The organism is Mycobacterium sp. E3251, assembly GCF_001666835.1.
Classification (GTDB): Bacteria; Actinomycetota; Actinomycetes; order Mycobacteriales; family Mycobacteriaceae; genus Mycobacterium.
Map to the genome: position 1 here is coordinate 20,789 of NZ_LZJF01000027.1, position 14,521 is coordinate 35,309.

The 14,521-nt window shown below is 69.1% G+C and carries 13 protein-coding genes; 7 read left to right on the top strand and 6 right to left on the bottom strand.

From position 1 onward, the window contains the following. Positions 1 to 160: 160 nt before the first annotated feature. The 5 genes from sucB (at position 161) to A5697_RS03945 (ending at position 5,399) form a co-directional block, all read left to right on the top strand. Positions 161 to 1,960 (top strand): 2-oxoglutarate dehydrogenase, E2 component, dihydrolipoamide succinyltransferase, encoded by a 1,800-nt coding sequence (sucB, locus tag A5697_RS03925; protein WP_068008163.1) that lies wholly within the window; start codon positions 161 to 163, stop codon positions 1,958 to 1,960. Between the two features lie 15 nt (positions 1,961 to 1,975). After that, the gene (locus A5697_RS03930; protein WP_068008166.1) at positions 1,976 to 2,887 is read left to right on the top strand and encodes a TIGR01777 family oxidoreductase; all 912 of its coding nucleotides are present in this window, start codon (positions 1,976 to 1,978) and stop codon (positions 2,885 to 2,887) included. Between the two features lie 92 nt (positions 2,888 to 2,979). Beyond that, on the top strand, positions 2,980 to 3,678 hold the full coding sequence (lipB, locus tag A5697_RS03935) for a lipoyl(octanoyl) transferase LipB (protein ID WP_068008172.1): 699 nt from the start codon (positions 2,980 to 2,982) through the stop codon (positions 3,676 to 3,678). Beyond that, complete coding sequence (gene lipA / locus A5697_RS03940) at positions 3,675 to 4,598, top strand: lipoyl synthase (RefSeq protein ID WP_068008175.1); 924 nt, start codon at positions 3,675 to 3,677, stop codon at positions 4,596 to 4,598. The genes lipB and lipA overlap by 4 nt, the downstream gene beginning before the upstream one ends. Positions 4,599 to 4,646: 48 nt before the next feature. Then, positions 4,647 to 5,399 (top strand): DUF4191 domain-containing protein, encoded by a 753-nt coding sequence (locus tag A5697_RS03945; protein ID WP_068008178.1) that lies wholly within the window; start codon positions 4,647 to 4,649, stop codon positions 5,397 to 5,399. Positions 5,400 to 5,407: 8 nt separating this feature from the next. Here the strand turns inward: A5697_RS03945 and A5697_RS03950 are convergent, their stop codons facing one another. Then, a complete protein-coding gene (locus A5697_RS03950; RefSeq protein WP_067947463.1) occupies positions 5,408 to 5,830 on the bottom strand; it encodes an RDD family protein in 423 nt (140 codons plus the stop codon). A gap of 245 nt (positions 5,831 to 6,075) precedes the next feature. Between A5697_RS03950 and glnA the strand changes: the two genes are divergently transcribed. Beyond that, complete coding sequence (glnA, locus tag A5697_RS03955; protein ID WP_067947462.1) at positions 6,076 to 7,512, top strand: type I glutamate--ammonia ligase; 1,437 nt, start codon at positions 6,076 to 6,078, stop codon at positions 7,510 to 7,512. Positions 7,513 to 7,674: 162 nt separating this feature from the next. Then, positions 7,675 to 7,854, top strand: a complete 180-nt coding sequence (locus A5697_RS27565; protein ID WP_068008181.1) for a hypothetical protein — start codon at positions 7,675 to 7,677, stop codon at positions 7,852 to 7,854. Positions 7,855 to 7,858: 4 nt separating this feature from the next. Here the strand turns inward: A5697_RS27565 and A5697_RS03965 are convergent, their stop codons facing one another. From A5697_RS03965 to A5697_RS03985, 5 genes are all read right to left on the bottom strand, one after another. Then, complete coding sequence (locus tag A5697_RS03965) at positions 7,859 to 8,392, bottom strand: GNAT family N-acetyltransferase (RefSeq protein WP_068008258.1); 534 nt, start codon at positions 8,390 to 8,392, stop codon at positions 7,859 to 7,861. Positions 8,393 to 8,626: 234 nt separating this feature from the next. Next, positions 8,627 to 9,487: a TIGR03619 family F420-dependent LLM class oxidoreductase gene (locus tag A5697_RS03970; protein WP_068008184.1), complete on the bottom strand. Its 861-nt coding sequence runs from the start codon at positions 9,485 to 9,487 to the stop codon at positions 8,627 to 8,629. Then, a complete protein-coding gene (locus A5697_RS03975) occupies positions 9,484 to 10,128 on the bottom strand; it encodes a PaaI family thioesterase (RefSeq protein WP_067947458.1) in 645 nt (214 codons plus the stop codon). The genes A5697_RS03970 and A5697_RS03975 overlap by 4 nt, the downstream gene beginning before the upstream one ends. Then, a complete protein-coding gene (locus A5697_RS03980) occupies positions 10,125 to 13,100 on the bottom strand; it encodes a bifunctional [glutamine synthetase] adenylyltransferase/[glutamine synthetase]-adenylyl-L-tyrosine phosphorylase (protein ID WP_068008187.1) in 2,976 nt (991 codons plus the stop codon). Before A5697_RS03980 ends, A5697_RS03975 begins: the two co-directional genes overlap by 4 nt. Before the next feature lie 63 nt (positions 13,101 to 13,163). After that, on the bottom strand, positions 13,164 to 14,501 hold the full coding sequence (locus A5697_RS03985) for a glutamine synthetase family protein (RefSeq protein ID WP_067947454.1): 1,338 nt from the start codon (positions 14,499 to 14,501) through the stop codon (positions 13,164 to 13,166). Positions 14,502 to 14,521 lie beyond the last annotated feature (20 nt).

A 14,521-nucleotide genomic window follows, 5' to 3' on the forward strand; every position in this document is an offset into this window, starting at 1 on the left:
GTAGCAAGGGCGTTCGGGGCGTCCCGGCAACCGCGCGCGGTCCGCCCTGGATGTGTGCCGGTGCGGACGCAGTGACAGGATAGTTTTGGATAGTTACTTCGAACGGCTAGCGACATGTTCGACCCACCCCGACCCACGAGCGATCGAGGAGTCAAAAACGATGGCCTTCTCCGTCCAGATGCCGGCACTCGGTGAGAGCGTCACCGAAGGGACGGTCACCCGGTGGCTCAAGCAGGAAGGCGACACGGTCGAGCTCGACGAGCCCCTCGTCGAGGTGTCCACCGACAAGGTCGACACCGAAATCCCGTCGCCCGCCGCGGGTGTGCTGACCAAGATCGTCGCCCAGGAGGACGACACCGTCGAGGTGGGCGGCGAGCTGGCCGTGATCGGCGACTCGGCGGAGGGTGGTTCGGAGGGCGGCGGTTCCGAGGCGGCCCCGCAGGCGCCCAGCCAGCCCGAGCCGCAGGCCGAATCCGCCCCGCCGGCCCAACCCGAGCCCGAACCCGAAGCGCCGGCCCAGCCGGAGCCCGAGCCCCAGCCCGCTGCGCAGAGCTCCGGCGGCGGCGACGCCACCCCGGTGTTGATGCCCGAGCTCGGCGAGTCTGTGGCCGAGGGCACGGTGACCCGCTGGCTGAAGAAGGTCGGCGACTCGGTCCAGGTGGACGACGCGCTGGTGGAGGTGTCGACCGACAAGGTGGACACCGAGATCCCGTCCCCGGTGGCCGGCGTCCTGATCAGCATCACCGCCGAAGAGGACGCCACCGTCCCGGTCGGCGGCGAGCTGGCCCGCATCGGCAGCGGCTCGGAAGCCGCTTCCGCGCCCACGCCCCCGCCCGCCCCCAAACCGGAACCCAAGCCCGAGCCGGCACCCGAGCCGCCCAAGGCCGAGGCGAAGCCCGAACCGCAGCCGGTTTCGCAGCCCGAGCCCGCACCGAAAGCCCAACCGGCGCAGGCACAACCGGCGGCCGAGCCGAGCGGCTCGAGCCCGAACGGCGCACCGTACGTGACCCCGCTGGTGCGCAAACTTGCCACCGAGCACAACATCGATCTCGCCGAAATCAGCGGCACCGGCGTCGGCGGCCGCATCCGCAAGCAAGACGTGCTCGCCGCGGCGGAAAAGAAGCAACAGGCCCAGAAGGCGCCCGCGCCGCCGCAGGCGCCGCCCGCTGCCGCGCCGGCCCGGGACGGCAAGCCGGCTCCGGCGGCCGCGCCCACCCCGGCGCCGGCGCTGGCGCACCTGCGCGGCACCACGCAGAAGGCCAGCCGGATCCGCCAGCTCACGGCGAACAAAACTCGGGAATCCCTGCAGGCCACGGCCCAGCTCACCCAGACGCACGAGGTCGACATGACCAGGATCGTCGGGTTGCGGGCCAGGGCGAAGTCGGCGTTCGCCGAACGCGAGGGGGTGAACCTGACGTTCCTGCCGTTCATCGCCAGGGCGGTGATCGACGCGTTGAAGATCCACCCCAACATCAACGCGAGCTACAACGAGCAGACCAAGGAGATCACCTACTACGACGCCGAACATCTCGGCTTCGCCGTCGACACCGATCAGGGCCTGCTCTCCCCCGTCATCCACAACGCCGGCGACCTCTCGCTGGCGGGACTGGCCCGGGCCATCGCCGACATCGCCGCGCGCGCCCGCTCCGGTGACCTCAAACCGGACGAACTGTCCGGCGGAACCTTCACCATCACCAACATCGGCAGCCAGGGCGCGTTGTTCGACACCCCCATCCTGGTCCCGCCGCAGGCCGCCATGCTGGGCACCGGGGCCATCGTGAAGCGGCCCAGGGTGATCGTCGACGAATTCGGCAACGAGTCCATCGGCGTGCGCTCCATCTGCTATCTCCCGCTCACCTATGACCATCGGCTCATCGACGGCGCTGATGCCGGACGCTTCCTCACCACGATCAAGAACCGGCTCGAAGAGGGAGCGTTCGAGGCCGACTTGGGTCTTTAGGGGGGCGGGCATACGGTGGCCAAGCTCGTCATCGCCATAGCGGGTTCGTCCGGACTGATCGGATCCGCTTTGACCGCGGCGCTGCGTGCGGCCGACCACCGGGTGTTGCGCATCGTGCGCCGCGCGCCGTCGAATTCCGACGAATTGCACTGGAACCCCGAGAGCGGCGAGATCGACGTCGACGCGATCAGCGACGTCGACGCCGTCGTCAACCTGTGCGGTGTCAACATCGGCCAGCGTCGCTGGTCGGGCGCCTTCAAGCAGGGCCTGCGGGACAGCCGCATCGCTCCCACCGAAGTCTTGGCGCACGCCGTCGCCGAGGCCGGGGTGGGCACCCTGGTCAACGCCAGCGCGGTGGGCTACTACGGGAACACCAAGGACCGCGTGGTCGACGAAAACGACCGGGCGGGAAAGGGATTCCTGGCCCAGCTGTGCGAAGACTGGGAGGCCGCCACGCTGCCGGCGCAATACGGTGGCGCCCGGGTGGTGCTCGCCCGCACCGGGCTGGTGTTCTCCCCCGCGGGCGGCGCGCTGGGGCGCCTACGGCCGTTGTTTCGGACGGGCCTCGGGGCCAGGCTGGGCAGCGGCCGTCAATACATGTCCTGGATCACCCTGGAGGACGAGGTGCGCGCGCTGCTGTTCGCGATCACCAACACCGCGCTGTCCGGGCCGGTCAACCTGACCGGGCCCGCGCCGGTCACCAATGCCGAATTCACCACCGCATTCGGGCGGGCGGTCAACCGGCCGACGCCGTTGATGATGCCAGGGTTCGCCGTGCGGGCCGCGCTCGGTGAGTTCGCCGACGAGGGTGTGCTGATCGGCCAGCGCGCCATCCCGTCCGCGCTGGAGCGGGCCGGTTTCCAGTTCCACCACAACACGATTGGTGAGGCGCTCGGCTACGCCACGGCGCGACGCGACCGCGACTAGCCACGGCCGGCGAGTGTGGCTGACGCCGCCCAGCGTCACGCCAGCGTGGCGCGGCGTCGCGGGGCGCCTGCCCGGCGAGTACCGTCGCGAACGTGATCGACTCCATCCGGTCCAGCCGGGCCGCGATCGACGTTCGCCAGCTCGGAACGGTCGACTACCGCACCGCCTGGCAGCTGCAGCGCGAGCTGGCCGATGCGAGGGTCGCCGGCGGCAGCGACACACTGCTGCTGCTGGAGCACCCGCCCGTCTACACCGCGGGGCGGCGCACCGAGCCGCACGAACGGCCGGTGATCGGCACCCCCGTGGTCGACACCGACCGCGGCGGCAAGATCACCTGGCACGGCCCGGGGCAGCTGGTCGGGTATCCGATCATCGGCCTGGCTGAACCGCTCGACGTGGTGAACTACGTTCGCCGCCTCGAGGAGGCGCTGATCAAGGTGTGCGGCGACCTGGGCCTTCAGACATGCCGGGTGCACGGCCGCTCCGGGGTGTGGGTGCCCGGCAGTGGCGGCCGCCCCGACCGCAAGGTGGCGGCCATCGGCGTCCGGGTGTCACGCGCGACCACCCTGCACGGGTTCGCGCTCAACTGCGACTGCGACCTCGGCGCGTTCGGCACGATCGTGCCCTGTGGCATCAGCGACGCCGGCGTGACGTCGTTGTCCGCCGAGCTGGGACGTCCGGTGGTGGTCGACGACGTCCGCGCGGCCGTCGCCGCCGCTGTCTGCGATGCCCTCGACGGCGCCCTGCCGGTCCAGGAACACCCGGGCACGCGCGTAGCATCAGCCATGTGACTGTCGCACCCGAAGGCCGCAAATTGCTGCGCCTCGAGGTCCGCAACGCGCAAACGCCGATCGAACGCAAGCCGCCGTGGATCAAGGTCCGGGCCCGGATGGGACCCGAATACACCCAGTTGAAGGGCCTGGTCCGCCGCGAGGGGCTGCACACGGTCTGCGAAGAGGCCGGCTGCCCCAACATCTTCGAGTGCTGGGAGGACCGGGAAGCCACCTTTCTGATCGGTGGTGACCAGTGCACCCGGCGCTGCGACTTCTGCCAGATCGACACCGGCAAGCCCGCCGACTTGGACCGCGACGAGCCGAGGCGCGTCGCCGACAGCGTGCGCACCATGGGACTGCGTTACGCCACCATCACCGGCGTGGCCCGCGATGACCTGCCCGACGGGGGGGCCTGGCTCTACGCCGAGACGGTGCGCGCCATCAAGGAACTCAACCCGTCGACCGGCGTCGAATTGTTGATCCCCGACTTCAACGGCGAGCCCGCCCGGCTTGCCGAGGTTTTCGGAACCCGCCCGGAAGTGTTGGCGCACAACGTCGAAACCGTGCCCCGCATCTTCAAGCGGATCCGGCCCGCGTTCAGCTACCGGCGCAGCCTCGACGTCATCACCGCGGCGCGCGATGCCGGGCTGGTCACCAAGAGCAATCTCATTCTCGGGCTGGGCGAAACCGCCGACGAGGTGCGCACCGCCCTGGCCGACCTGCGGGGCGCCGGCTGCGACATCGTCACCATCACCCAATACCTGCGACCGTCGACGCGGCACCATCCGGTCGAACGCTGGGTGCATCCCGACGAGTTCGTCGAGTTCGCCCGGCACGCCGAGGCGCTGGGCTTCGCCGGCGTGCTGGCCGGGCCGCTGGTGCGGTCGTCCTACCGGGCGGGCCGGCTCTACGAGCAGGCCGCGCGCACCCGCGCCTGAAGATGCCGCGGCGCGCTAGTCACCGGCGCCGGTACGTATTCTTTGACTATGGCTAAACCCCGCAACGCCGCTGAGAACAAGGCCGCCCGAGCGCAGGCGCAAGCCGCGCGCAAGGCCGCCGCGAAGGAGCGGCGCGCCCAGCTGTGGCAGGCGTTCAACATGCAGCGCCGCGAGGACAAGCGGCTGCTGCCCTACATGATCGGTGCCTTCGTCCTGATCATCGCCATCTCGGTGGCGGTCGGTGTGTGGGCCGGCGGGCTGACGATGATCACCCTGATCCCGCTGGGCGTGGTGCTGGGCGGGCTGGTCGCCTTCATCATCTTCGGCCGCCGCGCCCAGAAGAGCGTCTACAGCAAGGCCGAGGGCCAAACCGGTGCCGCCGCATGGGCTTTGGATAACTTGCGCGGCAAGTGGCGGGTGACGCCGGGGGTGGCCGCGACCGGCCACCTCGACGCGGTGCACCGGGTCATCGGCCGGCCCGGCGTCATCTTGGTCGGGGAAGGGTCGTCGGCACGGGTCCGGCCGCTGCTGGCCCAGGAGAAGAAGCGCACCGCGCGGCTGATCGGCGACGTGCCGATTTACGACATCATCGTCGGCAATGGCGACGACGAGGTTCCGCTGTCCAAGCTGGAGCGCCACCTCAACCGACTGCCGGCCAACATCACCGCCAAACAGATGGACACGCTGGAGTCCCGGTTGGCCGCGTTGGGAACGCGGGCCGGTGCCGCCGTCCTACCGAAGGGACCGCTCCCCAACGCCGGCAAGATGCGGGGCGTGCAGCGCACCGTGCGCCGCAAGTAGCCCTCGACTCAGCGTCGCACGACCGCGGTTGCGGTCAGCCGATCCTGTAGACCACGGCCGTCCCAGTCGGTGAACAACGCCGGGACGACCGTTCCCACCAGCACGCCCCGCACCACCGCGCGGACGATGCCGACCGCCGCCTGCCCGTCGACCGGCACCACCCGCAGCCCCAGCACCAACTGCCCCGGCGTGAAGCCGAACAGCCGCACCGAGACCACGCCCAACACGAACCAGATGGCCAGCACCGCCGTCGCCAGCATGTGTTCGGAGAAAGCACCGAAGCGCAGGGCCAGCGCCGCCAGGCCGTAGGAGATCAGCCAGTCGATCATCAACGCGCCGAGCCGGCGTCCCATCGGGGCCAGGGACCCCGGTCCGGTTTCCGGCAGGCCCAGCTTCTCGCCGGGGTACGCGGACCGCGATTCGGACGTCATCGGCCGAAACCGGGGTTCGGTTCCCTGACCTGCACGGGCCGGGCCAAAAAGACAACGCTGCGCTCGGGCGCCGGACCAGATACGATCTTGCGATCCATGGCCCCACAATAGAACCCGCCGCCGACGCCGCCTCTTTTGTGGATGACACGGGTCGCGTAACGTGCGCGCAACACGGGGTTGACTGGCGGGCAACATCTGCTCCATAGCGTCAGGCCGCGGATCTCACCAAGTAAAGGAGCATTTCTGTGACGGAAACGACGCCCGACGACGTCTTCAAACTCGTCAAGGACGAGAACGTCGAGTTTGTCGACGTCCGGTTCTGTGACTTGCCAGGCATCATGCAGCACTTCACGATTCCGGTTTCGTTTTTCGATGAGAGCGTCTTCGAGGACGGCCTGGCCTTCGACGGCTCGTCGATTCGCGGATTCCAGTCCATCCATGAGTCCGACATGCTGCTCCTGCCGGACCCCGCGACGGCGCAGATCGACCTGTTCACCGAGCACAAGACGCTGAACCTGAACTTCTTCGTGCACGACCCGTTCACCCTCGAGCCGTACTCTCGCGACCCGCGCAACATCGCCCGCAAGGCGGAGAACTACCTGATCAGCACCGGCGTCGCGGACACCGCCTACTTCGGCGCCGAGGCCGAGTTCTACATCTTCGACTCGGTCACCTTCGACTCGCGCACCAACGGGTCCTTCTACGAGGTCGACGCGATCTCGGGGTGGTGGAACACCGGCGAGCCGACCGAGAACGACGGCACCCCCAACCGCGGCTACAAGGTCCGCCCGAAGGGCGGGTACTTCCCGGTCGCGCCCGTCGACCACTACGTCGACCTGCGGGCGGACATGCTGTCGAACCTCATCAAGGCGGGCTTCAGCCTGGAGAAGGGCCACCACGAGGTGGGCAGCGGCGGGCAGGCCGAGATCAACTACAAGTTCAACACGCTGCTGCACGCCGCCGACGACATGCAGCTGTACAAGTACATCGTCAAGAACACGGCGTGGCAGGCCGGCAAGACCGTCACGTTCATGCCCAAGCCGCTGTTCGGCGACAACGGATCCGGCATGCACACCCACCAGTCGCTGTGGAAGGACGGCAGCCCGCTGATGTACGACGAGACCGGTTACGCCGGCCTGTCGGACACCGCGCGGCACTACATCGGCGGCCTGCTACACCACGCCCCGTCGCTGCTGGCGTTCACCAACCCGACCGTCAACTCCTACAAGCGACTGGTTCCGGGGTACGAGGCGCCGATCAACCTGGTCTACAGCCAGCGCAATCGCTCGGCGTGTGTCCGCATTCCGATCACCGGCAGCAACCCGAAGGCCAAGCGCCTCGAGTTCCGCTGCCCCGACTCGTCGGGCAACCCGTACCTGGCGTTCTCGGCGATGCTGATGGCCGGGCTCGACGGCATCAAGAACAAGATCGAGCCGCAGGCCCCGGTGGACAAGGACCTGTATGAGTTGCCGCCGGAGGAGGCCGCCAACATCCCGCAGGCGCCCACCCAGCTGTCCGCGGTGATCGACCGGCTCGAAGAGGACCACGAATACCTCACTGAGGGCGGCGTTTTCACGCCCGACCTGATCGAGACGTGGATCAGCTTCAAGCGCGAGAACGAGATCCTGCCGGTGCAGATCCGGCCGCACCCGTACGAGTTCGCGCTCTACTACGACGTCTAACTCGACGTTCGTCCGCAGTAGCTCCGAGAAGAGTCCACCCGCTCCGCGATCAGTTCGTCCATCGCCGAGCGGGTGGACTCATCGCTTTCTGCAGGAAATGTGGCGGAAAGTTCAGATTTGAAGCCTTGCGGCGGCAACGGATTCGGCATTAGTTTTTGGGCCATGACTATCAGCACCGCACAGGTAATGGTTAAGAGCGCCCACATCGGCGGGGGCGCCGGCGGCGGCCGCAATGGCGGCGGCGCCGGCGGGGGCTTCGTTGGCGGCGGTGCCGGCGGCGGCTTCGTTGGCGGCGGTGCCGGCGGCGGCTTTGTCGGTGGCGGTGCCGGCGGGGGCCGCTAACCAATCACACGATCGGGCTAGGGGGCTCGTCGGGGTCGGCGGTGCCGCCCAGGTCGAGTTGCATCCACGCGACGTCGTGCCAGCGACCGTGTTTCCATTCGACGCGCCGGTATAGGCCGGCGTCCTGGAACCCGAACGACCGGTGAAAGCTGGTGCTGGCCTCGTTCGGTTGGGTGATACCGGCGAACGCTCTCCGGTAGCCGCGCTCCGTGAGCCGGCGCAGCAATCGCGTGTAGAGCTGACGACCGCCCCGCGTGCGGTGATGGTCGAGGTCGACATAAATCCCGGTTTCCACCGACCATTGGAAGCTTGGAAGTCGTAGCAGCGCGTGGCCGTAGGCGAAACCGATGGCCCGGCCGTCGCGTTCGAGGACGAGCCAGTCGTGCGCGTCGCGGATGCGGTTGGCCATCTCGCCGACGCTCGGGACTTCGACCTCCCAGCTGATCGTCGTTCGCTCGACATACGGGCGGTAGATCGCAAGGCACGCCGCTGCATCCGCCGCGGACGCCGGACGCACCTCGTCGATGTTCGCTGGCATGCCCGGCATTCTTTCAGGCTTGCAAGGGGTTACCACCGGCCGCCCAATCGCGATCGAACTCGCGAGACATAAACCACGGCGCTCGTTTGCGGCGTGTCGTCGCGATAGGTTAAGTGTCGCGGCGAGCAGGCAAGTGTCGCGACGAGCCAGCGAGCAGGCGAGCATGGCGAGCAGGCGAGCATGGCGAGCAGGCGAGCGAAGGCGAGCAGGCGAGAAGCCGAGAAGGGCCAAGAGCTAGCCGTCGAGCGCCAGGTCCTTGCGAAAGCGCTGCATGCCGTCGATCTTGTCGGCCAGCGACGCGTCCGGCCCCGCGTAGAACATCCACGGCATCGTAATGATGCCCGTGATCCCCGCGTCGGCGGCGCGTTGGTAGTCGGCGGTGGTGAAGGCGTCGGTCAACGGCGTCAGGATGGTGAAATCGTCCATCGACAAACCGTTTTCGGCGCGCAACTCCCGCAGCCGGCCCACAGCTTCGATGGCGCGCTCGGTCTTGATCAGATCACCGATCCAGCCTTCGTTGCGGGCGGCGCGGCGCAGCGCGATGTCGCTGAGCCCGCCGACGTAGACCGGGATCGGCGGCGGCGTCGGCTCCATTTCCAGCCGAGGGGCGCGATAGAACGCGCCCTCGAATTCCGTCCAGCCCGTCCGCCACAGCGCGCGCATCAGGTCGATGATCTCGTCGGTCCGCTTCCCGCGGGCCTCGAACCGCTCGCCCATCAACGCGAATTCCTCACGGCACCAGCCGACGCCGATGCCGAGCTCCACCCGGCCCGCCGCCAGAACCGCCGCGGTGCCAATGGCTTTGGCGGCAGAATACGGGTTACGCATCGCGGGGATGTAAACGGTGGTGACGAAGCGCAACCGCGTGGTGACCTGAGCCAGCGCGCCGATGAGAACCCACGGGTCGGGCCAGTCCGTGAACGGCTGCCAACGCCGTTGCCCGTCCTTGGTGTAGGGGTACGGGGTGTCCAGGGTCTCCAGGTTGACGACGTGATCGGGAATCCCGATGCCGTCGTAGCCGAGTTCGTCGGCAGCCTTGGCGAGCTCGATGATCTCCCGGGTGTTCAGGAAGGCACTGCTGATGTAGAACTTCATTCGGCTTCCCGGGCCCACGCCGGCTCGATGAAGACGCCCTCGGCCTCGACGGTGACCCCGGCGGCATCCGAAATCGTGCCGCGCGCAAAGACTTTGCGGCCCTCCTTGCCGTCGACCCACGCCTCGCAACGAAGCGGCCCGAGCGGGGTGCCGCGCAGGTACTTCACGGTGATCGTTCCGGTGAAGCGCGCCTTGGACAGCCCCTCGCTGGCCGCCTCGCCGAGCATGTGGTCGAGCACCAGGGCGCTGACCCCGCCGTGCACCAGCTTCGGTGGACCCTCGTAGGCCGACCCGAGGACGAACTCACTCCAGCAGCGCCCGCCGCCGTCGTGGTGGACGACGATCGGCGGCGCGATCGGGTTGCACACGCCGATCGCGGCGTTGCCCAGCGGCAGCGGGCGGCCGTCGACGCGGTAAGTCACCCCGACCGGCCGGGTGCGTTGCCGCAGCGACTCAGTGACGGCCTCGATCGCGGACCGTGCCTGGGCGACGACGTCGTCGTCGACTTCGGTCCGGATGGTGGCGTCGACGAGTTCGCGCACGGCGTCGGCCAAAGGGGCGTAGAGCGCTGTCACTCGCTGCGCCTCCGCCGCGTCGAGCACCTCGAATATGGCGTCCAACGCGCCGGCCTCCTGACTCAACTGCCAAACACCTTCCGTACCACGACTTTTGCCCGTCGCGTCACCCGTAGATAGTTGTCCAAGAACTCCCCGCCGTCGTCGGTCGGCCAGCCCGCGGCCACCGCGACGGCGTTGAGCTGGCGTCCGGGTCCCGGCAGCTGATCGGTCGGCTTGCCGCGGACCAGCACCAGCGCGTTGCGGGCGCGCGTCGCGGTGAGCCACGCCTGCCGCAGCAGATCCACCTCCTCCGCGGGCACCAGGTCGGCCGCGGCGATCGCGTCCAGGCATTGCAGCGTCGAGGTGTTGTGCAGGGCGGGAATCTCGTGCGCGTGCCGCAGCTGCATCAGCTGCACGGTCCATTCGATGTCGGCCAGTCCCCCGCGGCCCAGCTTGGTGTGCGTGTTGGGGTCGGCGCCGCGCGGCAACCGTTCGGACTCGACGCGGGCCTTGATGCGGCGGATCTCCCGCACCGCCTCGGCGGACACCCCGGCGGGTGGGTAGCGCGTCTCGTCGGCCATCAACAAGAACCGCTCGCCCAGGTCCGCGTCGCCGGCGACCGCGTGCGCCCGCAGCAGGGCCTGAATTTCCCACGGCTGTGCCCACTGCTGGTAGTAGGCGGCGTAGGCACCCAGTGTGCGCACCAGCGGACCCTGGCGGCCTTCGGGCCGCAGGTTGGCGTCCACCTCCAGCGGCGGGTCGACGCTGGGCGTGCCCAGCAGCGTGCGGACCTGCTCGGCCACCGTCGTCGACCAGCGGATCGCCACCGAGTCCTCGACGCCGGCCGCCGCCTCGCACACGAACATCACGTCGGCGTCGGACCCATAGCCCAACTCCATGCCGCCCAGCCTGCCCATACCGATCACCGCGATAACCGCCGGCGCCTTGCCGTCCTTGGGGAGGTTGGCACGGATGATCGCGTCCAGCGCGGCCTGCAGCACGGCCACCCACACCGAGGTGAGCGCCCGGCACACGTCGGTGACCTCGTAGAAGCCGAGCAGGTCGGCCGAGCCGATGCGGGCCAGTTCGCGGCGGCGCAGCGTGCGGGCGGCCGCGATCGCGCGCACCGCGTCGGGGTGACGGCCGGCCGAGGCGACCAGCGCCCTGGCCACCGCGGCGGGATCGGTTTCGAGCAGCTTGGGGCCGGCCGGACCGTCGCTGTAGTCCTCGATCACCCGGGGCGCGCGCATCAACAGGTCCGGCACGTAGGAGGAGGTGCCCAGCACGTGCATGAGGCGCTTCGCCACCGCGGGCTTGTCCCGCAGGGTGGACAGATACCAGGTCTCCGCGGCCAGCGCCTCGGACAGGCGGCGGTAGGCCAGCAGCCCGCCGTCCGGATCGGGCGCGTAGGACATCCAGTTCAGCAGTCGGGGCAGCAGCACCGACTGCACGCGCCCCCGCCGGCCGCTCTGGTTGACCAGCGCCGACATGTGTTTCAACGCCGTCTGCGGCCCCTCGTAGCCGAGCGCAGCGAGCTGCCGTTCGGCGGCCTCCGAGGTCATGCCGTGCCTGATCTCCAGGCCGGCCGGGCCGATCGACTCCAGCAGCGGCTGGTAGAAGAGCTTGGCGTGCAGCTGCGACACCCGCAGGTTCTGGTGCCGCAGCTCCTCGCGCAGCACGCCCGCGGCGTCGTGCCGCCCGTCGGGGCGGATGTGCGCGGCGCGGGCCAGCCAGCGCACGGCCTCCTCGTCCTCGGCCTCCGGCAACAGGTGGGTGCGTTTGAGCCGCTGCAGCTGCAGCCGGTGCTCGAGGAGCCGGAGGAATTCGTAGGACGCGGTCAGGTTCGCCGCGTCCTCGCGTCCGACGTAGCCGCCCTGCCCCAACGCCTCGAGCGCGTCCACGGTGGACGCGACGTGCAGCGAATCGTCGCTGCGGCCGTGCACCAGCTGCAGCAGCTGCACTGCGAACTCCACGTCCCGCAACCCGCCGCTGCCGAGTTTGATCTCGCGGCCGCGCACGTCGGCGGGCACCAGCTGCTCGACGCGGCGGCGCATGGCCTGCACCTCGCTGACGAAATCCTCGCGCTCGCAGGCGACCCACACCATCGGCATCAACGCGGTCAGGTAGCGCTCGGCGAGTTCCTGATCACCCACGGCCGCGCGGGCTTTCAGCAACGCCTGGAATTCCCAGGTTTTCGCCCAGCGCTGGTAGTAGGCGATGTGCGATTCGACGGTGCGGACCAGCTCGCCGCTGCGGCCCTCGGGCCGCAGCCCGGCATCGACCTGGAAGAAGGCCTCCGACGCGATCCGCATCATCTCGCCGGCCAGCCGGGTGGTGAGCGCGTCGGCGCGCTCACCGACGAAGATGACGTCGACGTCGCTGACGTAGTTCAGTTCGCGGGCACCGCATTTGCCCATCGCGATGACGGCCAGCCGTGGCGGTGTGCGGTCCCCGCACACGCTGGCCTCGGCCGCCCGCAGCGCGGCGGCCAGCGCGGCGTCCGCCAGGTCCGCCAGCTGGGCGCCCACCACGGTGAACGGCAGCACCGGCTCGTCTTCCACCGTCGCGGCCAGGTCGAGCGCGGCCAGCACCAGCAGCTGGTCGCGGTACAGGGTCTGCAGGCGCGGCACGATCGAACCCGACGCCTCGTCGACACACTGGGTGAACACCGCCCGCAGCTCGTCGCGCGTGGGCAGTTTGGCCTTGCCCCGCAACAGTTTCCACGACTGCGGGTGGACGGCCAGGTGATCCCCGAGGGCCAACGACGCGCCGAGTACCGCGAACAGCCGCCCGCGCAAGGGCCGTTCGGTGAGCAGCGCGGCGTTGAGCTCGTTCCAGTCGGTGTCGGGGTTCTCCGCCAGCCGGATCAGGGCGCGCAGCGCGGCGTCGGGGTCGGGTGCGCGCGACAGCGACCACAGCAGGTCGACGTGGGCTTGGTCGTCGTGGCCGTACCAATCCAGCTGCGCCAGGCGATCGCCCGCGGCAGGATCGACCAGGCCAAGCCGGCCCACGCTGGGCAGCCGGGGGCGCTGCGTCGCGGGTTTGGTCACGCCCACGACGGTATCGCAACCCCCCGCATCGCACGGGCAAGGCGGCCGCCCTGTTAACGGCGACGCGAGTTACAGCGACAGGTAGGTGCTCAGCTCGTACTGCGTGACATGGCTGCGGTAGTTCGCCCACTCCGTGCGCTTGTTGCGCAGGAAGAAGTCAAAAACGTGCTCCCCCAACGTTTCCGCGACGAGTTCGGAGGACTCCATGGCACGCAGCGCGCTGTCCAGGCTGGTCGGCAGCTCGCGGTAGCCCATCGCGATCCGCTCCTCGGGCGTCAGGTCCCACACGTTGTCCTCTGCCTGCGGCCCCAGCACGTAGCCCTTCTCCACCCCGCGCAGCCCGGCGGCCAGCAACACGGCGAACGTCAGGTACGGGTTGCAGGCCGAGTCGGGGCTGCGCACCTCGATGCGCCGCGACGACGTCTTGTGCGGGGTGTACATCGGCACCCGCACCAGCGCGGACCGGTTGGCCGCGCCCCACGACGCGGCGGTGGGTGCCTCTCCGCCCTGCACCAGCCGCTTGTAGGAGTTGACCCACTGATTGGTGACCGCGCTGATCTCGGAGGCGTGCTCGAGGATGCCGGCGATGAACGACTTGCCGACGTCGGACAGCTGCAGCGGGTCGTCGGGGCTGTGGAACGCGTTGACGTCACCCTCGAACAGGCTCATGTGGGTGTGCATCGCCGAGCCGGGGTGTTGCCCGAACGGCTTGGGCATGAACGACGCCCGGGCGCCGTTCTCGATCGCGACCTCCTTGATGACGTAGCGGAACGTCATCACGTTGTCGGCCATCGACAGCGCGTCGGCGAAGCGCAGGTCGATCTCCTGCTGGCCGGGCGCGCCTTCGTGGTGGCTGAACTCCACCGAGATGCCCATGAATTCCAGCGCTTCGATCGCGTGGCGGCGGAAGTTCGAGGCAGAGTCGTGCACCGCTTGGTCGAAGTAGCCGGCGTTGTCGACCGGGACCGGCACCGACCCGTCGTCCGGGCCCGGCTTGAGCAGGAAGAACTCGATCTCGGGGTGGACGTAGCAGGAGAAGCCGAGGTCGTTGGCCTTCTGCAGCTGGCGGCGCAGCACATGCCGCGGGTCCGCCCAGGACGGTGAGCCGTCCGGCATGGTGATGTCGCAGAACATCCGGGCCGAGTGGTGGTGGCCGCCGGAAGCCCACGGCAGCACCTGGAAGGTCGACGGGTCCGGGTTCGCCACGGTGTCGGATTCGGAGACGCGCGAGAAACCCTCGATCGACGATCCGTCGAAGCCGATCCCTTCCTCGAAGGCGCCTTCGAGTTCGGCCGGGGCGATGGCGACCGACTTGAGGAAACCGAGCACGTCGGTGAACCACAGCCGAACAAAGCGGATATCCCGTTCCTCCAGGGTGCGGAGGACGAATTCCTTCTGGCGATCCATAACCGAAACAGTAGGCAACA